Here is a 20,916-nt window from a genome sequence, read left to right on the forward strand (position 1 = left end):
CGCCTACTTTTTCTCCTTGGCGGCTGCGTCCTCCTTCGCCGCGTCTTTCTCAATCCGCTCCATATCGAACAATTGGAACTCCATCATGCGATTGAACACTGGCGAATAGCGATCCCACTGTTCCTTGGGAGCACCGGAGATCATGACCACACTGATGTCATCACTCCAGAACACGGAGTACATGATGTGGAACCTCCCCTCCTCCATCTCCAGGCAGGTGCGGGTGAACATGCCCTGCTCCTTCTCCGGGCAGGTGGAGAGGACCTTGCCCTCACCCTCCTGCTTGGCTGCGAGGAAGCCCTGCAAAAATTCCTTCGCGCTCTTTCCGGTGTTCTCCTTCACCTTGAAGAAGGCCTGGATGCGCACGCCGGTGTCGTAGCTGCCGCCGTTGGAGATGTCCTGCTCGGAGATGGTCCACACGAACTTGGCGCCCTTGTGCCCCTCCGTGTAGTGCCAGGCTTTGGGCTTGGTGATCTTGCCACCGAGCGGTTCGAGTATCTGCTCCACATACTCCACCGTGGTTGCTTTCGTCGCGGCCTTCTGCGCATCCGTATCCGGCCAGACGAGGGCGAGGATTTCATCCGGAGTTTCGAGGTCCTTCTTCGCCTTCGTCGCGGCCTCCTCCCACTCCGCCGGCATGGGCGGGCCATCGCTGTTTTTTCCCTCCGCCTTTGCGGTGGCTTCATCCGAAATGCCGATGATCACCGGTCCTTCCTTCACTGCCATCGCGGGCACGGCTTCCAGCTTCTTCTTCAAAGGTTCGATGCGGGCAGTCTCCTTCGCGTCTGGTGTGACGAACCACACACGCGATGTCTTGCCGGGCTTCACCGCTGCCAACACGTAGAAGGGCGGTTTCGGCCTTGCCTCCTTCGTGAAGTACTCATGACACGCTGCCTCGAGGGCTTGCGCATACGTCGCCAGTTCCTTGACATCCGGCGCACGCGCCTCCAGCACATCTTCCGTCTGATACAAGATGACGCCGCCCGTCTTGAAGCCATCAGCTCCATGAGTGATGCCGGCCAGCGTGGTGACAAGAGCAAGGACGAGTGAGGCGAGCTTTTTCATGCTGCGAAGGGTTTGCGCAAGGCAAACTCAATCGGGAATCGCAAGGTTTAGCCAGCTCTTTTAGGCAGCACCAATGAGTCCACTCAGTCGGCAGGGCAGCGCCACTATCGCGTAAACCCACGCCATCTCGCAGCGAGGTGGTGCCCCCACAGAGTAAGCATGGCCGCCCAGATGGTTCCCGCCAATGCCGCAACCACTTTTACCAGGGACACATCTTCCCCGAGAAATCGTGAAATCCCCAGATGCAGGACTGCATACAAGGGGAAGCCGACAGATGCGATCATCAGCCATCGGCGCGTCTTCAGATAGTGTTCCCTGCCTCCCAGCACCTGGTGCCAGCAACTCACCTGGATGAGAAACACGGTGGCAGAGGCGGCAAGCACCAGCGCGGTAATTCCAAAAACTTCCATGTCACGAGCGGCTGAAGATTGAGCAGGCTGTTTCAAGTTCATAGACCCAAACGCCCTGTCCGTCGAGCCTGTTCCCCAGGGAATGGCGGTCTCCACCGGAGTGTCGCGTTTCATCCGGCAGATGAAAGTCGGCCCAGTGCCGCCCGTATCCCAAGCGTGACTCCCCTGCCCCATTTGCTTTTGAAGAAAGCAATGAAGCTGACACATGGCGCCCTGTGCGGCATGGCGATAGCCCTTATGACGGCTCAGGGAGCCGAGATGCCACCTGAGACTCCGGCTGTGGAAGGTGACGCAGATCTGCCACAACCGCTGAAGAGCGAGGCCTTCGAGGGCCTGCTGGCGAACTCTCCCTTCACCCGGTCACTGGGCATTTCCGATTCCCTCATCCTCACGGGTGTGGCCCGCTTCAACAACGAGGTGCACGCCACGCTCATGGATACGCAGACCATGGAATCGCACGTGGTCACCAAGACGCCGAACCGCGAGGGCTGGCAGTTGATTGCCATCGGCGGCGACCCGGCGCAGATGCACACCTGGACGGCGAAGATTCAAATGCAGGGTGGTCAAATCACCGTCATCCGCTATCAGAAGCCACCGCCCAAGCCGACGCGCTCCGGCTCAAGTCCCGGCGGCTCCGGTGGAGGCCCCGGCGGCAGTGGACCCAATGGCAGCCCACGCCCGCTCAACACCGCCGAGGTCGAGGAAGCGAAGAAGGCCGCTGTGAACTACAAGGAAGGCTTCACCTCCGATGGCTACCCACGCCAGCCCCCACCCGAGATGGTGGAGAAGCTCTCCCGCCTGAGCGTACAACAGCGCGAGGACATCAACCGCCAGATGATTGGCATCCGCAACACAGGCATGGGCATGGAGGAACGGAGGCGCATCTACGAGAACATGGTGGACCGTGCGAGTGGCCGCGGACGGTGAGATTGGGTGAAACGCAAAGCAGCAGAGCAGCAAAGAAACTGAAGGAGGTTAGGCGTCCCCGCCTGACAGCGGGCGTTAGGCGTCTCGCCTGACCGACACTCCGCTCACCACTCGCTCTTCACCTTGCATGGCCGATTCTAGTTAACCGCAAAGAAGCAGAGAGGCAAAGGACGCAGAGGATGGAGTGGGTTTGGGTGCAGGGGACAGGATGCGTGCAGTGAGGTGGCCACGTCTCGATGCAGAGGTGGCAAAGACGCGCAGGTCTCGTGGATGAGTGCTATCCAAACTCTTGTGCCTTTTTGCGTTTTTTTGCGGCTAACCCTTCAGTAGGATGCATCCAGCAGTCTTCCTACCCGCCCATCATCCCACACACCCCACTCACGGCGTACGCGGTACTTCAATCTCAGCCGTACCCCACCTGCCCTGGTCGTGAAGAAGGCTCGCGGGAGCCATCCCGAACATCGACCGCACCTTCCACCAGTACCCATCGAGCGTCGGCAGCCACGGAGGCATCCATTCATAGCAGTACACGGGATTGCCACGGCTCAAGCTCGCCACGCTGACCGTGCCACCGGTGGTGTAGGACTTCCCCGGCTCGAGCACCATGGGCATCAGATCATCCAGATTATCGGTGGTGACCGCGAAACCCGCAGGCCTCGGCTCTGCCTCGTACACGCCCCACCTGGCAAGCAGCAGCACCGCATCGCGGGACTCGTTGCGCACTTCCAATCGCACCACCGTGTACGCGCCTTCAGGGATGACCTTCGTCACGCGGGCACGCAGTGGGTTCTGCATGGTGAGGGGGCGGAGAACCACATACAGCACTGCTACAAAAAGCAGTCCAAGCGTGATGAAGAGAAGTGTCTTGAACTTGGAACTCATCGCATGGGCACATGTGGGATGGCCAGCACACGCGCAGCCTATCGGTTCACGAGGCAACTGCCAAGCAGCCATGACAGGCGGGTAAGAAAACCCGCCAACCACTGTCCGGTCAGGAGACCCGACTTCCTGCCGTAGCATCGACTGAGGGTTAGCCGCCAAAAAACGCAAGAGGCACAAGAGTTTGGATAGCACTCATCCACGAGACCTGCGCGTCTTTGCCACCTCTGCATCGAGACGTGGCCACCTCACTGCACGTCGAGCGTCCCACCAGCCACCCCCACTCCATCCTCTGCGTCCTTTGCCTCTCTGCCCCTTTGCGGTTAACTTGAATCGGCCTTGCAAGGTGAAGAGCGAGTGGTGAGCGGAGTGTCGGTCAGGCGAGACGCCTAACGCCCGCTGTCAGGCGGGGACGCCTAACCTCCTTCAGTTTCTTTGCTGCTCTGCTGCTTTGCGTTAAAACCTCACCCGCTTCCGCATACACTGTCCCCTTCCATCCACGCCGGAGGGATGAGAATCTGCCGGGGCACTTCGGGTACGCCGCGCTCGTGTTGCAGGAGTTGCGTGGCCACCAGATCCACGCCGGCGGCGGCGACTTCATCCCGACGCTGGTAGATGCCTGCGAGGCCTTTCATGCGGTGGGTCCAATCGTGCACCACGAGGCCGATGTCTTCTGGGATGCGCAGGCCCAGTTGCTTCAGCCAGTCGGGGACATAGGTGTCAAAGGAGATGAGCGCGTCGGGCTGGTGCGTCTTCATCCACTCCTTGAAGACGGAGGCGCACTTGCGCAGGTCGTTGTGCGGGAAGAGCAGGATGGGCACACGACTACTCTTCGGCATGCTCTGCTGGAAGAACAGCATGGCGCCGCTGTAGGCGTGCTCGGCGCGGTCATCCACCCAGCGCGTGACGGCGAGGCCGATGCGCTTGTACCCGCGCGCGGCGAGCTGCGTCGTGGCCATCTGCACGCCGAGCGTCATGTTCCCCGCAGCGCGATGCAGCGAGGGCTGCTTCAGGCCATAACCAAAGGTCACGGCAGCAAAGGGCGCGTAGTCCATCTGTGCGCACAGCATCTGCGAGGACTGCGGGGAGACAATCAGGCCCTCAATGCCCCGCGCCTGCAGCACCTTGCCCAGTCGTGCGGGCGTCATGCCATCCCGCCCCATCCAGAACTCCTCCGCGTAGTAGCCGTGCTTCTCGGCGCGATTGCGGATATCGCCAATGGATACATACTGATACGCTGTATCATGCAGCGCATCCTGCGGCGTGCCCTCCCGCACCACGGCCAGCACGGCGCGCACCTTCGGAGCCTTCCGGCTGCGCACCATGGTCATCATGCGCGCGAGATGCGGGTCCGGCTGGTACTTCAGCGCCCGCGCCGCCTGCATCACCTTCTTCTTCGCGGCCTCCGACACACGGGGTGAATTCCGCAGCACGCGGGACACGGTCATGGCAGACACGCCGGCGCGTGTGGCGATGTCTTGCAGGCTGACAGCGGCGTTGGCTGAGGACATAGGGGCTAATTTAATCTGGAGCTAGATGCTCTGTCCCGGAGGGACAACGGCTGGTAGCCGGTCGGTGAAGCGAGTCTAGACGAGCGCAACCACCGGATCATGATGACAAAAGATGCTTCCGTCCCGGATGGGACGGCGGAAGGTCGTCGCAGGGCCGATGAAGGTCCATTACTACGCTGCACCCTTTCCGGCGTGCCCTCCGGGACGCCATCACGTTCTCGTGGGAGTTCCGGTGGTTGCGGTCGCTGAGGCTCCCTCCACCGACCGGCTACCAGCCGCGCTCCCTCCGGGAGCAAGCTTCGAACTGAGTAGGTGGCGCACATGAGGTGTTCTTTGTGTGAGGATTCAAGTCAGCGCCCACAGTCGCAGTGGGTCCAGCAGTGGCCATGGGATGTTACCATAACATGACATCCGTGTTCTTCTCAAGAAATTCAACCCGCACAATCCCGTAACCACTCCACGCACCTGCACTCCGCTCCATTCCGTCTGTTTGTCTCACTCGCTTCCTTTCGCACCGGCATGAAGACCTTCCCACGCCTTTCCCTCCTCTGCCTCACGGCCTCGCTGCTGCCTCATGCGTCCACGCTAATGGCCGCCGAGGGAGACACCCTCACCGTGCCCAGGAGTGTGCTGGACCTCGCGATGGAGCCTTCCTTCATCAATACGAATCCCGGTCCCGAGTACTCGGATGAGCAGCGCGACTACGCCATGGTCATCGGCATGGACCGCACGCAGAAGGGCCGCCTCTGGTCCGCGTGGGTCGCGGGTGGTGACAGCGACCTCGGCTACTTCGTCCTCGCGAGCAGCGATGACCACGGCGCCACCTGGTCGAAGCCCCGTCTTGTCATTGACCCACCGGAAGCGCCCACCGGGCTGCGCAAGCGCATCCTCGTGGGGAACCTGTGGACAGACCCCACCGGCAAGCTCTGGCTCTTCTACGACCAGTCCATGGGCTACTACGATGGCCGCGCCGGCGTGTGGGCCATCACCTGCAGCAACCCTGATGACGCGAATCCCACGTGGTCCGAGCCGCGCCGCATCTGGCACGGACTCACGCTGAACAAACCCCTCGTGCTGAAAAACGGCGAGTGGCTCCTGCCCATCTCCCTGTGGGGCCGCGGCAACATCAATCCCCCCGAACTGCGCGATGCCCACGCCGAACTGGATGACATGCGCATGGCGCACCTCTTTGTCTCCAAGGACCAGGGCGCCACATGGACGCGCCGTGGTGGCGTGGTGGTGCCGCACACGCAGTTCGACGAGCACATGTTCGTGGAGCTCAATGATGGTCGTCTCTGGATGCTCGTGCGTACGAACTACGGCATCGCGGAAACCTTCTCCTCCGACCAGGGCGCGACGTGGAGCGAGCCGCAACCTTCCACGCTCCAGAATCCCAGCGCCCGCTTCCACCTTCGGAAGCTCGCCTCCGGTCGCATCCTGCTCGTGAAGAATGGCCCGCTCACCGAGCGCACCGGACGCACCCTCATGACCGCCTACCTCACGGAGGACGAGGGCAAGACGTGGAAGGGCGGCCTGGTCATCGATGAGCGCAATGGTGTATCCTACCCTGATGGCTTCCAGGCACCGGATGGCAGCATCAACATCATCCACGACCGCGAGCGCGCGAAGGAGCGCGAGATTCTCATGGCCCGTTTCACGGAGGAGGACATCCTCGCAGGCAAACTGGTATCCCCCGGCTCGCAGACGAAGATGCTCGTGAGCAAGGCGCTCGGTGCGACCATCGGTGAAGTCACCTACAACGGCCTGCGCAATCCCGGCGAGTGGCCGCCGAAGACGCAGGACCCGAAATCCTTCGAGCCCATGACTGTGCCGTGGCTGGAGGAGAAGAACAAGCCGGACGTCATCCCCATCACCTTCGGCCGCCAGCTCTTCGTGGATGACTACCTCATCGAGAGCACGGACCTGAAGCGCACCTTCCACACCGCGCAGAAGTACGAGGGCAATCCCGTCTTCAAGCCGGAGACGCCCTTCGAGCTCGCACCCACGGGGGCAGACAACAATCAGCAGGCCGTGTGCTACCTCGGTCACGGCGGCGTGTTCTGGGAGCCGCAGGAGAATCTCTTCAAGATGTTCTACACCGCCGGATGGCGCGGTGGATTGGCCGTGGCCACCAGCCCGGACCTCATCAACTGGACACGCCCCGACCTGAAGCTCGCCGGTGGCAATCTCCTGCTGCCTCCCGGTCGCAAGGCCGTGGGTGGCGACAACTCCGTGTGGCTCGACATCAATGCGAAGCCTGCTGAGCGCATCAAGTACCTCACCGACCGTGGCCCGCATACGTTGCAAACTTCTGATGGCGTGAAGTGGTCCACCCCGGTGCCCATGGAGAAGTCCGCTGACTACTGCTCCATCTTCTACAATCCCTTCCGCCACACATGGGTGTACAGCATCAAGCAAGGTGGCCCGCATGGTCGCTCGCGTTATTACGCGGAGAGCCGTGACTTCCTGAAGGCCGACTGGAAGAAGTCCGTGTACTGGACGAACGCGGACCGTCTCGATGAAGTGGACCCGAAGATTGGCGATGCGCCGCAGCTCTACTCGCTCAATGCGGTGGCGTATGAGAGCATCCTGCTCGGCGAGTTCTACATCCACCTCGGGCCGGACAACAAGATTTGTGATGAGGGTAAGTTCCCCAAGATCACGGAGATCAAGCTGGGCTTCTCCCGCGATGGCTTCCACTGGCATCGCCCGGACCGCCGCGCTTTCATCGGCGCTTCGCAGAAGGAGGGCACGTATGACCGCGGCTACATCCATGGCACCACGGGTGTGTGCGCGGTGATTGGCGACAAGCTCTACTTCCCCTTCACCGCGTACTCCGGCATCGCACCGAATGGCGTGCGCGGCATGTACACCGGCGCCACGGTCGGTGTGGCCACGCTGCGCCGCGATGGCTTTGCCTCCATGGATGCGGGCGATGCACTCGGAAATCTCACGACGAAGAAGGTCGCCTTCAATGGACGGCACCTCTTTGTGAATACCGATGCCTGGGCGTTGTCGGCAGATGTTCTCGATGAATCAGGCAAACCCATCCCTCCCTTCACCCGGGAAAACTGCGAACTGGTCAGACGAACCGAGACCTGCACTGAGGTGAAATGGAAGGGTGCGGCGAACCTCGATGCCGTGCGCGGCAAGCCGGTGAAGTTCCGCTTCGAGCTTACTCGTGGAAACCTCTATTCCTTCTGGGTCAGCCAGGACGAATCCGGCGCGAGCCGTGGCTACGTCGGCGCGGGTGGCCCCGGATTCACCGGAAACACCGATACGGTGGGAGAAAAGGCTGTGCCTTCTGCGCGTTGATGAGGCAAAGTTCTGCCTCACTCAACTCCGGAATTCCCCATGATGCTGCCCACGTCCACATCACGAAGCCTTGCCCTCCTGCTCGCGAGCCTGAGCCTGCTCTGCACTCCTGCGCCGCTCACCGCTGCGAATCCCGCACTGGTGTTCCCCGCGAAAGTGCCCGCGACGATCACGGAGGTGAATGCGCCGGTGTGGGTGGGCCGACCGCCCACGGACGCGGGTTTCGGCCTCGTGCGCCTCGTGAATGGTGAGATTCGCGCTTATGACTACGGCGACCAGGTGAGCATCCTGCTGCGTCATCAGCCGGACCATCTGCCAAAGAACTACATCGTGAGCCTGGACAACGGACTCACGTGGGACAGCAAGTCCGTAGCGCCGAATCACATGGCCGCGGATGCACGCAGCCCGGTGACGAATGAATATGTGCGCCTCATCACCAAGGAAGACGGTGTGTATGCCATCCGCTCAAAGGGTGGCATGGATGGCCAGTGGAGCCAGCACCGTGTGTGGGAGACGAAGGTGCGCGGACCTGAGCTTGGACTCATCCGCCCTGCCGTCTTCATCCGCGAGGGGAAGCGCATCCTCGCGCCCTTCACCACCATGCGACGCTTCGAGCCGGACTTCCTGAATCAGGTCGGCTCCTTCTATTCGGATGACGAAGGTGCGACGTGGCAGCGCTCCAATCTCGTCGCCGCGCCTCCGCACAAGCCGAATGGCCGCGACAAGTCCGTGCGCTGGCAAAACGAAGCCTACGAGCCCACCTTCGTGGAACTGAAGGATGGACGCGTGTGGATGCTATTCCGCACCTCGCAGGACACGCACTACGAGTCCTTCTCCGAGAATGGCGGCGCTACGTGGAGCGAGCCGCAGCCCTCGCCCTTCTACGGCACACTCACCATGCCCACCATCCGCCGCCTGCGCGATGGCAAGCTGCTCTTCCTCTGGAACAACACGACTCCCCTCCCCGAGTTCGTGAAGAACGCCGCCACTGCGCCCTATCTTGGTCGCGCCAATGACGGCCAGGGCGAGGACATGTTCACCAATCGCGATGTCATCCACGCCGCCATTTCAAGTGACGATGGAAAAACATGGCACGGCTTCCGCGAGCTCTACCTGAATCCCGCACGCAATGACCGTCGCTATGCGGAGACCGGCGGCATCGACCGCAGCGTGCATCAATCGCAAGCAGTCGAGGTGGCGGAGGGCCGTGTACTCGTCGCACTGGGCCAGCACTGGCTGCACCGCTCCCTGGTGCTCTTCAATCCCGCCTGGCTGGAGGAGAGGGAACGTAGCAACAGCTTCGCGAACGACCTCGATGACTGGTCCGTGCAGGGCTTCCTGCGCGGCATCCGCGGCCACTGCGCGCTGAACCGTTTCGAATCCTGCGCCCTCGTGCCGCATCCCGACAGCGCGGAGAAGCAAGCCCTGCTGGTGAAACGTGTGGCGGATGGCAATGCCATGTACGCGAACGCAGGCGCCGTGTGGAACTTCCCTGCCGCACCCGCAGGCACCTTCGAGGTCCGTATTCGCCTGCAGGAGAAGTCCGCCGGTGCGCGCCTCTCGCTCATTGACCGCTGGCTGAATCCCACCGACCCCACCGCGCACACGCTCGCCATGGGCAGTCTGCAGATCAAAGGCGATGGCACGACCAATGTGGAAGGCGTGAAGCTCACGCCCGGCCAGTGGCACACGCTCACCTTCAAGTGGGCCGAGTGCGCCAAGGGTACAAAGTGCGAGGTGCAGGTGGATGGCCAGCCCGCCTCCGGCACACTGAACTTCGGACGCGAATCCCGCCACGGCATCAGCTACGCCCATTTCCAGTCCGCCGCAGATGAAGGCGACGAGGGCTTCCTCATCGAGTCCGTGCGCGCCACCGTGACACCTCCGCCTGCACCTCCTGCAGCGGAGCCAGCACCCGCACCTGCAGCAACTCCTGCGCCTGCAGGTGCACCAGCGCCATCTCCTCCCACCGGCACACCTGCACCTGCCACACAGCCCGCTCCTGCTCCAACGCCCACTCCAACTACTCCCCCTGCGTCCACCACGCCATCTCCATCCCCAGTTCCTGCAACAAAGCCTGCGCCCACACCCGCTCCTTCCACAAGTTCCAACACCAGCAAGTCTCCAGGCAAACGCGACTCAGCGTCGGCATCTCCTCGCAGCTTCGAAGTTGCTCCCGGAGGGAGCGTGGATGGTAGCCGGTGGTGCCGGGAGCCTCAGCGACCACAACCACCGGATCTCGCATGGAAACTTCATCGCGTCCCGGAGGGCACGCCGGAAGGGATGTCGCCATGGCCGTGCGACGTGAAGCCTGACTGCCACGCCTTTTCCGCCGTCCCATCCGGGACGGAACATCTCTTAGTCGACATGATCCGGTGGTTGCAGTCGCCAAGGCTCCTTTCACCGACCGGCTACCATCCGATGTCCCTCCGGGACAAGAGCATCTGCCACGAATTCGCATCGATTACGACTCCCGCGGCGAAGCCCGCTCCCGCACCCGCCCCTTCCACCACCTCCTGAGAGAAGTCATCCCACCCCATCCCACCATCATGAAGCTGACGCGACGCCTCCTCCTTTCCCTCGCCCTGACCGGTGCTACCACCGCCGGACTCACCCACTCCCACGCCGAAACCGTGGACTGGGCCGCGCAGGCAGAGAAGGACGCCAAGGAAGACCGCAGCAGCAACCCGTATGATGGCATCAAGCCCAACAGCATGGTGTGTGATACCACCCTGCGCGAGCTGCCGGATGGCTCCTGGGTACTCTTCATCCTCGCCGGTGGAGACACCGAACCCTCCCCGCTGAACTACACCGGCATCTCCCGCAGCACCGACCAGGGCAAAACCTGGACACCGCTGGAGGCCTTCAACGTGGGCTTCCCCCGCGAGGGCGATACCATGGGCCAGGGTCCCACAGAAGTCCTCGTGCGGGGCAATCGCACCACGCTCTACTTCTCCACCCACGCGAAGCACTGGTCCACCAACTGGCACTCGTGGTTCATCCACAGTGACGACGGTTGCAAGACTTGGAGCAAACCCGAGCCCCTGCCTGGCCGCCTGGCACTGCGCACCTTCATCCGCCCCAGCATCATCACGAAGGACGGCCGCATCATGCTGCCCTTCCAGCACTACATCGGACCAGAAGCAGAACAGGAAAAGCCACCACTGGAACGCGCCTTCACGAACCCTCGCAACGGCGTGCTCATCAGCAGCGACGGCGGCAAGACCTGGAGCGAGCACGGCAACATCCGTCTCACCGAGGATGACAAGTACTTCGGTTGGGCCGAGCCGAGCATCGTGGAACTGAGCGACAACCGCATCGCCATGGTCATCCGTGGGGACAAGCTCGGCGGCGTGCTCTACTACGCCGAGTCCAAGGACGGAGGCAAGACGTGGCCCGACTTCGCCACGAAGACGGACATCCCCAATCCCGGCTCCAAGGCCTCCCTCTTCTCCCTCGGAGGCGACACCGTCGCCATGCTGCACAATCCAAACCCCAAGCACCGCAGCCCCCTCGCCCTCTGGATTAGCTTCGACGGTCTGAAGACCTGGCCCTACCAGCGCATCCTCGTCCCCGAATCCAGCGATGGACCGAAGGGCCGCATCAACTACCCCGACGGCTTCGTGAGCAAGGACAAGCAGTGGCTGCATTTCGCTTATGACGACAACCGCCATCGCGCCGTGCATTACAGCGCGAAGCTGCCGCCGCTGAAGTGAAGAGTATTCAGTAAACAGTAGGCAGTGTTCAGCAGGCAGTAAGTGGTGAGTAGTAAGTAGAACTGAGTCCGTGAGTGACAAGTGCGCGTGAGAACATCGCTCACACCACCCGCACAAACTCCCACCCCACCTCAACACTCAAGACTGCCCCCGACCTCAGTCTCCGAAGTTTCCTCTGCGTCTCCGTGTCTCTGTGTTGAAGCCACTGCACACGACCACACCCATCCGCACCCGAACCAACCCCAGCACCAACACCGCCGGCCAGAGACCAGAGCTCCCAGGGCCGCAAAATCACTGACACGTCCCCTACTCACTACTCACTACTCACTACCTACTGATTACTGAACACTGACTACTGTTCACTCTCCTTTCCCCATGACCCGCTTCACCAATCTCTACCCCGTCTGGCTCGTGGGCGGAGCGCTGCTCTCGCTCCTGTACCCTTCAGCCTTCACGTGGTTCACCGGACAATGGATTGTCTGGGCGCTCACCATCGTGATGCTCGGAATGGGCTTCACGCTCACGATTGAGGACTTCAAGCGCCTCTTCCGCATGCCCGGCTGCCTCACGTTGGGATTCCTCGCGCACTACACCATCATGCCGCTCACGGGCTGGGGCCTCGCACATCTCCTCGGATTGGAGAAAGGCTTCGCTGTTGGCCTCATCCTCGTGGCTGCGTGTCCCTCCGGCACGGCATCGAATGTCATCAGCTACCTGGCAAAGGCGGATGTGGCACTCGCCGTCTCCGTCACACTCACGTCCACCCTGCTGGCTTTCATTGCCACACCGCTGTGGTGCCAGTGGCTGGTGGGTCATCGTGTGCCCGTGGATGCCTGGGGCCTGTGCCTCTCTACGCTGCAGATTGTCGTGGCTCCCGTGCTCATCGGGGTACTGAGCAATTGGCTCTTCCCCCGGCAGGTGGCAAAAGTCTCACGTTTCGGCCCGGTCGTTTCGGTCGTCGCCCTCGTGCTCATCACCTGCGGCATTGTCTCCAACAACGCGGCCGCCGTGATGGCCAATGCAGGCAAGCTCCTCCTCGCCGCCGTGCTGCTCCATGTCATCGGCTTCGTGCTCGGCTACCTCGTGGCCCGCGTTCTCCGCTATCCGGAACTGGTGGCCCGCACCGTTTCCATCGAAGTCGGCATGCAAAACGGCGGGCTCGCCGCCGCGCTGGCCAAGAAAAACTTCACCATGGAGCCGCTCGCCGCCGTCCCCGCCGTCTTCAGCAGCGTGGTGCAAAACATCGTCGGCAGCCTCGCCGCCGCCTGGTGGCGGAAACATCCCGTCACCCCCGAGGTTAAAACTGTTGAAACTTCTTCAAAGCGAAGCGCCTGATGATCGTTAAAGCTTCAGTGAGACGCTCTCCTCTCCTCTCCCATCCTCGCAGTCACATCCACTACTGGAAATGTGACCGCCCGGCGGCATTTCACGGTACCCAGGAGACGCGGGACCATGCCGCGCTGGAGCAGCAGCTCCTGGACGTGCTGCGCCCCCACGCCATCGGGAAGCACCTTTCGCTCAAACCCTCCGGCAGTCAGGGAAATCACCTCACGTGGTTGCTGGAGACAGAGGCCCGCAGCTTCTTCATCCGCGTGGAGGACGGACCGGACCGGGACGACTACATCGAAGTGGAGTCCCGCGTGCTGCAGGAGGTGCGCTTCCTCGGCATCCGCGCCCCGCAGGTGCACATTGTGGATGCCACCCGCACCGACGTGCCCTTTGCCTGGCAGGTCATGGATCACATTCCGCATCCGGACCTCAATCACTGGCACAAGCAGGGCACGCTGGACCTGCGCCAGACCGCCGCATCCATCGGCGCCGCCGTGGCGAAGTGGCAGACACTGACACCTTCTGGCTTCGGCCCCTTCAATCCCCAATCTCTCCGCGACATCGATGAGCTGACGGGCTTCCACGCGGAGTATGCGGACTACTTCCTCATGCGCCTGGACCGCCACCTGCACTACCTCGTGGAGCAGGAATTCCTCAGCCTTGGGGAAGCGCGTGACATCCGCAAGGAAATCGAGAAACACGAGAAGCTGCTCGACCTGAAACAAGGCTGCCTGGTGCACAAGGACCTTGCCCTTTGGAACATCCTCGGCACCGAGACCCAGATCGAGGCCTACATCGATTGGGACGACGCCGTCTCCGGCGATGCCATGGATGACCTCTCCCTGCTCGCCTGTTTCCACGAGGGCGACATCATTGAAGCGGCCCTGCTCGGCTACGCCTCCGTGCGCCCCCTGCCCTCGGAGCATCGCCGACGCTTCTGGATGCACCTGCTGCGGAACATGCTCGTGAAGTCCGTCATCCGCGTGGGTGCCGGTTACTTCAAGCGGACGGACGGATTCTTCCTCATCAGCTCCGGCAGCTCAGGAGCTGACCTGCGGGAGTTCACGAGAGAACGATTGTTCCGCGCCTTGCATGGACTCCGGGAGGACCTAGAAGTCTCCCAACTATGAGCGACCCTTCCGCCGCCCACCGCATCCGTCTTGGCACCTGGCTTTCCATCGGCTCCCCCGTGATTGCCGAGCTCGCTGCGGGTGTAGGCTATGACTGGGTGCTCATGGACCTGGAGCACGGCTGTGAATCGGAGGCTGCCATCCCTTCGCAGCTTCGCGCTCTGCGCGGCTCGAATACCTCCGCCATCGTGCGCGTGGGTGCACCGCACCCGGACCTCATCGGTCGCGTGCTCGACTGGGGTGCCCGTGGCATCATGGTCCCACATGTGAATAGTGCCGAGGCCGCTCAAGAATGCGTGGAGGCCATGCACTACCCACCCGTGGGGAAGCGCGGCATCTCCCGCTCCGCGCGCGTGTATGGCTACGGCTTGAATGTGCCCGATGCCTCGCCACCGCCGCCCGTCTTCATGGCGCAGATTGAGACCATCGATGGCGTGGTCAATGCCGCTTCCATTGCTGCCGTGGATGGCGTGGACGTCCTCTTCGTAGGCCCCGCCGACTTGCAGTTCGACCTTCGTGCCCGCCCGAATGAAATCGCCGAGGGCTACGACGAATGCCTGAAGCACGTCGTCACCATCGCTCACGCCGCTGGCAAGGAATCCGGCATCCTCGTGCGCAAGGCGTCTGACCTTCCCGCTCTCTTGGAGATGGGCTTCACGTGCCTCGCCATGGACTCCGACCTTGCGCTGATTCGCAGCGGATTTCAGAAAGCGCTGCAAGGCGCACGTAATGTCGTCGCGAACTCCCAAGCACACATATGAGTGTGCAGGTGCGCCTCCACAGGCTGATGCTGCGTGGGAGCGTGCTGACGCTCCTTCTCACAGGGTCATGGACCACGCCATGCAAAGCTCAAGCGAAGGAAGAAGGCGAGGTGCTCTACAATGGCATCCGCCTTCCGCAGCAGTGGCCTCCGCTGTTGGCCCCCGCCGCAGCCCAGACTCCCCAGCCGCCGCCCTACCTCACGCAGCGTCCGGAGTGCATTCCCATTGATGTCGGTCGGCAGCTCTTTGTGGATGACTTCCTCATCGCGAAGAGCACGCTCACCCGGGAATTTCACCAACCCGTGAAGCACGTGGGCAATCCGCTGCTCGCACCTGAGGAGCCGTGGGAGATTGGCAAGACACGCCAGCCCATGGCCGCGCCCTTTAGTGATGGCGCATTCTTCAATCCAACCACCCAGCGCTTCCAACTCTGGCACATGGCGGGATGGTTCGATGGGACCGCGCTCGCCACCAGTGTGGACGGACTGAAGTGGGACCGCCAGCATTACGATGTGGTCCCCGGCACCAACCTTGTGGTGAAAGGCGAGCCCCAGTGGCGGCGGGATGGAGTATCCATCTGGCTGGACCACGACACGCAGAAACCGGAGGAACGCTACAAGATGTTTCTCTACGCTCGGTCCGGCGATCTGGGCGGCGAGCTCAGCAATGCCCCGGGCGGCACCCTGCACAGTTCGCCCGATGGCATTCACTGGACCATGCGTGGCGCGACCGGCAGCACCGGGGACAACACCACCTTCTTCTACAATCCCTTCCGCAAGGTGTGGGTCTTCAGCCACCGGACCAATCACAACCTGGAAGGCACCTCCGCCCGCACGCGCGGCTACACGGAACACAAAGACTTTTATGAGGCGCAGGGTGATGCGTGGAAGAAAGCACCACCCGTCTTCTGGGCTCGCTCTGACGATGCTGACAAACCCGACCCCGCAGGCTTGAGCATTCGTCCCCAGCTCTACAAAATCGATGCCGTGGCGTATGAGAGCGTGATGCTCGGCCTCTTTGAGGTGCTCTACGGTCCGCACAACAACACCTGTGCGCAGGACGGCTATCCCAAGATCACCGAGCTTCAGGTCGCCTTCAGCCGGGATGGATTCCACTGGGACCGCCAGCAGCGGAAATCCTTCATCACCGCTTCGCGCAAGCCAGGTAATTGGGAGCGCGCCTACGTGACCTCCACCGGCGGGTGCTGTCTCATCGTGGGAGACAGGCTGCACTTCTACTACGGTGCCTTTGAAGGCGACGAAACGCTGAAGGCCGCGGATGCACCTGCAGGCAAGGGCATCTGGACCGGCATGTACGCCAAAGCCTCCACCGGACTCGCCACGCTGCGACGGGACGGATTCGCCTCCATGAATGCGGACGGGAACGGCGGCACGCTGACCACCGTGCCCGTGCGCTTCCAGGGCAGTCACCTCTTCGTCAACATGGATGCTCCAGAAGGCTCGCTGCAGGTCGAGATTTTGAATGAAGCAGGAAAGGTCATCGCTCCTTTCACGAAAGAAAACTGTGCCCCGCTCAAGTCAGATCACACCTGCCAGCCTGTCCGATGGAAGGACGCTCAAGGCTTGTCCACTCTGCAAGGCAAACCCGTACGCTTCCGCTTCCACCTCACCGATGGGAAGCTCTACGCCTTCTGGGTCAGCCCTGAAACCACCGGTGCCAGCCATGGCTATGTCGGTGCTGGTGGCCCGGGATTCGAAAGTGCCATCGATACGGTGGGTCAGCGGTAGGGTCGAATACTCAAATGGCGAGTCGACAATGAACTTCCCTATGGACGCAGAAGACAACTTTCATACTGCTCCTCTCCATGAGGAACTGAAACCCCACGAACAGGGAACTCTCGAATGCGCCCTCCTTGAGGGAATGCGTTCACCTCATCGTGAGTACAACACCTCCGTTCTTCTGGAAATTCGGCAAGAAGCGCAAACAAGAATAAAGTCGCCGCACAGTTCCGGCGAAGAGGGCTGAAAGTAGCCACGCTCAAAACACTTATTGCAAATGTTGATTCGACAGTTGCATTCTTACGCCGAGGGCGTTGCACATTGTATAGCCCAAGGTAAGCGTCACCGCGAAGCGGTAAGCGCCACCTTGGGTGCGACCCGTTGAGTTCTGTACGCTGAAAGCGTTCCACAAAAGGGTGCCTGACTGCTGACGTTCCACCCCCTTTGCGATTCCACAGCTTGTAGAACTCTTACAGAGTTCGGGCCCAAGCTTCCCGCAACCCAAGGTGGCGCCCGCTTCGCAGGCTGACCTTGGGCTGGGGATGTACAACGCCTTCGGCGTACGACTTCGGGCACGCCAAAAATGATTGCTCTGATTCACCTCGGTGAAATTCCCCACCTCCCACCTCTGTATGATGTCTCCCACATCCCCTCCCATGATCCCTCGACTCCGTCCCATCCTCTTCGCAGGTCTCCTCGCCACCGTCTCCCTCCCCGCCTTCGGCGAAACGAAAGCCGTCCCGCAGGGCGTGAGCACCACGCTTCCTCAGAATGCCAAGCTCGCCATCGTGGGTGACTCCATCACCGAGCAGAAGCAGTACTCGAAGTTCATCGAGGTCTACCTGCTCGCCAGCGCGGGACGCCAAGACATCAAGGTCTTCCAGTACGGCTGGAGCGGCGAGCGCGCGGGCGGCTTTGCAGCGCGCATGGAGAATGACCTCTCCACCTTCCAGCCCACCGCCATGACGCTGTGCTACGGCATGAACGACGGCAGCTACGTGGCCTACAGCCCAAACATCGGCAACGAGTATGAGAAGAACATGCGCGCCATCCTCACGAAGGCTGCACAACTCGGCGTGAAGAACATTGTGGCAGGTTCCCCGGGCGCGGTGGACACCAAGTACTACGCGAACAAGTCCACCGGCCCCGATGTCTACAACGACAACCTCGCCCACCTGCGCGACATCGACGCGAAGCTCGCCGCCGAATTCAAGACCGGCTTTGCCAACGTCCACGACGAGATGATCAACGCCATGACCAAGGCCAAGGCCAAGCTCGGAGTGGACTACGACGTGTGCGGTCGCGATGGCGTGCACCCGAACTCCAACGGCCAGCTCCTCATGGCCCTCGCCTTCCTGAAGTCGCTGGGCCTCGATGGCAACATCGGCACCATCACCGTGGACCTGAAGGGCAGCGCCACTGCCACCGAAGGACACAAGGTCCTGAGCAGCGCCAACGGCAGCGCAGAACTCGAAAGCACCCGCTGGCCCTTCTGCTTCGAAGGCGATGCCAAGGGCGGCACCCGCAGCATCCTGTCCTTCTGCGACTTCAACGAGAAGCTGAATCGCTACACCCTCCAGGTGAAGAACCTCTCCGCTCCCAAGGCCAAGGTCACCTGGGGCAAGGAAACGAAGGAGTTCACCAAGGAACAACTCGCCTCCGGCATCAACCTCGCCGCGGAATTCACCAGCACACCTTTCGATGGTGCCTTCTCCAAGTTCTCCAGTGCTGTGGGTGCCAAGCAGTCCCAGGAAACCGTGATGATCAAGAACCTCATCACCCACTTCCGCTCCTTCGCCGGTGATGTGAAGGAGGACAAGGAATTCGCCAGCGCCCTCGAAGTGCTCAAGAAGAAGATGACCACCAAGCAGCAGACTCTCGACACCGAAGCCCGCAAGCTCCTCGTGCCCGTGAAGCACACCCTCAAGGTGGAAGCAGTGCAGTAAACGCAGTCTTTTTCAACTCAGATATCAATCACTCAAGAGAGCCCGCTGGACATCCGGCGGGCTCTTTTTTCACGACATTCCTTCGACATCGCCACTGTCCCAAGGACCAGGAACGCCTCACACCCGAATCCCTGACATTGCAAACACATGGATCAAAAACCCACCAAACCTACTGACTACTGACTACTGACTACTGACTACTGACTACTGACTACTGACTACTGACTACTGACTACTGACTACTGACTACTGACTACTGACTACTTCCCCTTCTCTCCCACCTTCGGCGGCACATACCCGATGAACTCCTCCTTGTACTTGAACGACGCCACCACGTCCTCCAGCGCCACCGCATAGCGTGCACTCACATCCGCACTCTCGGCGCTCATCACCATGAACGCCACCGCCTTCGGCATCTGCACATAGGCCACTCGCTCCACACGCGGATACGACTCCGTGGCGGGATATTCATTGATGAACCACTCCAGCCCCTCATTCGTCTTGCCCGACGCCACCAGACGATGCGTGAAGCCAGCACGCTGCTTCGTCATGTGCTCGATTGCCACTTTCACAAACTCCTTCGCATCTTCATGCGTCGTGCTGGCAATCTTCGCGTACATCACCACCGGCGCAGTATGCCACGTGGCGTCCTTCGGGTAGAGCACGCATGGAAGGCCATCCGCCGCACCCGACTTGTTGTCCAGCACCCAGCCATTGGGCGCCGCAATGGCAAATGCTGCCTTGGGTCCATACACCACACCGTTGGGGAAAGTCTCCGGCACGTCCGGCACCTGGGCCCTGAGCACTGCCGCAAACAGGCCGCAGGTCACAATGACGAGCGAAGCCAAGCCAAATCGGGATGCAGTCTTCATGTTCATTCAGGGATCGAGTGAAGGGCACTCCCTGCATGTCCCCGCATGCCAGAATGTGACATTTCACCGAGCCTCCCCCCGCAGACAGATGTCATTTTCACCCTGGGTGAAAGCACTGCCTTTCTGCTTCTGTTTTCCTCTCCCGCCTTGTAATTTCTTGCTCTGCATCCCCCGTTTGATTTTCCTCCCATGAAACTCCGACTCTCCCACGTCCTTCTCGCCTGCCTCGTCGCTGCCTCACTTCCAGCCCACGTCTCCGCTGCCGAGTGGACCATCGACACCTTCGCCGGTACAGGTGAGCAGGGCTTCAGCGGAGATGGTGGCCCGGCCACGAAGGCGAAGATGGACAATCCCTTCGGCGTCGTGCGCGGACCCGATGGCGCCCTCTGGTACACGGAATACACCGGTCACAAGATTCGCAAAGTGACACCCGACGGCAAGATTCACACCATGGCTGGCACCGGCAAGAAAGGCCACACCGGCGATGGCGGTCCCGCACTCGAAGCCACGCTGAATCTCCCACACGAGATTCGCTTTGATAAAGACGGCAACTACTATCTCGCCGACATGGCCAATCACGCCATCCGCAAGGTCGATGGCAAGACCGGCATCATCACCACCTTCGCGGGCACCGGCACCGCAGGCTACAGCGGCGATGGTGGTCCTGCAAACAAGGCGCAGCTCAAGCAGCCACACAGCATCCAGTTCGATCTCGCCGGTGACCTCTACATTTGCGACATCGGCAACAACGTCATCCGCAAGGTGGACATGAAGACGGGGAACATCTCCACCTTCGCCGGTACTGGCAAGCCTGGTCCCACTCCCGATGGCTCACCCATCGCAGGCACGCCGCTCAAGGGACCGCGCTCCATGGACTTCGACCCTCAGGGAAATCTCTGGCTTGCCACGCGTGAAGGAAACCAGGTCTTCAAGTTCGACCTGAAGGAAGGCAAGATTCACCACATCGCTGGCAACGGTCAGAAGGGGTTCACCGGCAACGGTGGCCCCGCCAAGGAGGCCTCCCTCTTCGGTCCCAAGGGCATTGCGCTTGATGCCGAAGGCAACGCCTGGCTCGCCGATACCGAAAGCCACAGCGTGCGCATGGTGGAAGCAAAGACCGGCAAACTCCTCCTCATGGCAGGCACCGGCCAAAAAGGCGACGGCCCCGATGGCGACCCACTCAAGTGCGCCATGGCCCGCCTCCACGGCATCTACGTGGATAAGGACGGCTCCGTTTACATCGGCGACAGCGAGGCGCATCGCGTGCGCGTGATGAAAAAGAAGTGAGAGCAAGTCATTGGTCACTGGTCATTCGC

15 protein-coding genes are annotated in these 20,916 nt (G+C 61.4%); 10 read left to right on the top strand and 5 right to left on the bottom strand.

Annotation, left to right across the window (positions count from 1 at the left end):
• Nucleotides 1-3 precede the first annotated feature (3 nt).
• On the bottom strand, nucleotides 4-1,065 hold the full coding sequence (locus tag DES53_RS30445; RefSeq protein ID WP_113962116.1) for a hypothetical protein: 1,062 nt from the start codon (nucleotides 1,063-1,065) through the stop codon (nucleotides 4-6).
• Nucleotides 1,066-1,169: 104 nt separating this feature from the next.
• Nucleotides 1,170-1,589 carry a hypothetical protein gene (locus DES53_RS30450; RefSeq protein WP_147263725.1) on the bottom strand — a complete coding sequence of 140 codons (420 nt, stop codon included), beginning with the start codon at nucleotides 1,587-1,589 and terminating at the stop codon, nucleotides 1,170-1,172.
• A 78-nt stretch (nucleotides 1,590-1,667) separates the two neighbouring features.
• Here DES53_RS30450 and DES53_RS30455 point away from each other — a divergent pair, with 78 nt between their 5' ends.
• Nucleotides 1,668-2,402 carry a hypothetical protein gene (locus DES53_RS30455; protein WP_113962118.1) on the top strand — a complete coding sequence of 245 codons (735 nt, stop codon included), beginning with the start codon at nucleotides 1,668-1,670 and terminating at the stop codon, nucleotides 2,400-2,402.
• A gap of 378 nt (nucleotides 2,403-2,780) precedes the next feature.
• Here the strand turns inward: DES53_RS30455 and DES53_RS30460 are convergent, their stop codons facing one another.
• The gene (locus DES53_RS30460) at nucleotides 2,781-3,284 is read right to left on the bottom strand and encodes a hypothetical protein (protein ID WP_113962119.1); all 504 of its coding nucleotides are present in this window, start codon (nucleotides 3,282-3,284) and stop codon (nucleotides 2,781-2,783) included.
• A 461-nt stretch (nucleotides 3,285-3,745) separates the two neighbouring features.
• The gene (locus DES53_RS30465) at nucleotides 3,746-4,792 is read right to left on the bottom strand and encodes a LacI family DNA-binding transcriptional regulator (RefSeq protein WP_113962120.1); all 1,047 of its coding nucleotides are present in this window, start codon (nucleotides 4,790-4,792) and stop codon (nucleotides 3,746-3,748) included.
• Between the two features lie 519 nt (nucleotides 4,793-5,311).
• On the opposite strand from DES53_RS30465, the gene DES53_RS30470 reads away from it, so the two are divergent.
• The 8 genes from DES53_RS30470 to DES53_RS30505 all read left to right on the top strand — a co-directional run bounded on the left by DES53_RS30470 (nucleotide 5,312) and on the right by DES53_RS30505 (nucleotide 18,728).
• Nucleotides 5,312-8,107 (top strand): sialidase family protein, encoded by a 2,796-nt coding sequence (locus DES53_RS30470; protein WP_113962121.1) that lies wholly within the window; start codon nucleotides 5,312-5,314, stop codon nucleotides 8,105-8,107.
• Nucleotides 8,108-8,146: 39 nt separating this feature from the next.
• The gene (locus DES53_RS30475; RefSeq protein ID WP_113962122.1) at nucleotides 8,147-10,627 is read left to right on the top strand and encodes a sialidase family protein; all 2,481 of its coding nucleotides are present in this window, start codon (nucleotides 8,147-8,149) and stop codon (nucleotides 10,625-10,627) included.
• 29 nt (nucleotides 10,628-10,656) lie between these two features.
• On the top strand, nucleotides 10,657-11,823 hold the full coding sequence (locus DES53_RS30480; RefSeq protein ID WP_113962123.1) for a sialidase family protein: 1,167 nt from the start codon (nucleotides 10,657-10,659) through the stop codon (nucleotides 11,821-11,823).
• A 375-nt stretch (nucleotides 11,824-12,198) separates the two neighbouring features.
• Nucleotides 12,199-13,158, top strand: a complete 960-nt coding sequence (locus tag DES53_RS30485; protein ID WP_113962124.1) for a bile acid:sodium symporter family protein — start codon at nucleotides 12,199-12,201, stop codon at nucleotides 13,156-13,158.
• Nucleotides 13,159-13,175: 17 nt separating this feature from the next.
• A complete protein-coding gene (locus DES53_RS30490) occupies nucleotides 13,176-14,282 on the top strand; it encodes an aminoglycoside phosphotransferase family protein (protein WP_170157551.1) in 1,107 nt (368 codons plus the stop codon).
• Nucleotides 14,279-15,043, top strand: coding sequence for an HpcH/HpaI aldolase family protein (locus tag DES53_RS30495; RefSeq protein ID WP_113962126.1), 765 nt, complete (start codon nucleotides 14,279-14,281; stop codon nucleotides 15,041-15,043). Before DES53_RS30490 ends, DES53_RS30495 begins: the two co-directional genes overlap by 4 nt.
• Nucleotides 15,044-15,084: 41 nt before the next feature.
• Nucleotides 15,085-16,791 (top strand): glycoside hydrolase family protein, encoded by a 1,707-nt coding sequence (locus DES53_RS30500; protein ID WP_147263727.1) that lies wholly within the window; start codon nucleotides 15,085-15,087, stop codon nucleotides 16,789-16,791.
• A gap of 647 nt (nucleotides 16,792-17,438) precedes the next feature.
• The gene (locus tag DES53_RS30505) at nucleotides 17,439-18,728 is read left to right on the top strand and encodes an SGNH/GDSL hydrolase family protein (protein ID WP_170157552.1); all 1,290 of its coding nucleotides are present in this window, start codon (nucleotides 17,439-17,441) and stop codon (nucleotides 18,726-18,728) included.
• A 260-nt stretch (nucleotides 18,729-18,988) separates the two neighbouring features.
• Here the strand turns inward: DES53_RS30505 and DES53_RS30510 are convergent, their stop codons facing one another.
• The gene (locus tag DES53_RS30510; protein ID WP_147263728.1) at nucleotides 18,989-19,600 is read right to left on the bottom strand and encodes a hypothetical protein; all 612 of its coding nucleotides are present in this window, start codon (nucleotides 19,598-19,600) and stop codon (nucleotides 18,989-18,991) included.
• A gap of 189 nt (nucleotides 19,601-19,789) precedes the next feature.
• Here DES53_RS30510 and DES53_RS30515 point away from each other — a divergent pair, with 189 nt between their 5' ends.
• Nucleotides 19,790-20,887, top strand: a complete 1,098-nt coding sequence (locus DES53_RS30515) for an NHL domain-containing protein (RefSeq protein WP_113962130.1) — start codon at nucleotides 19,790-19,792, stop codon at nucleotides 20,885-20,887.
• The last annotated feature ends 29 nt before the right edge of the window (nucleotides 20,888-20,916 follow it).

This window comes from Roseimicrobium gellanilyticum (assembly GCF_003315205.1).
In the GTDB taxonomy this organism is placed as follows: Bacteria; Verrucomicrobiota; Verrucomicrobiia; order Verrucomicrobiales; family Verrucomicrobiaceae; genus Roseimicrobium; species Roseimicrobium gellanilyticum.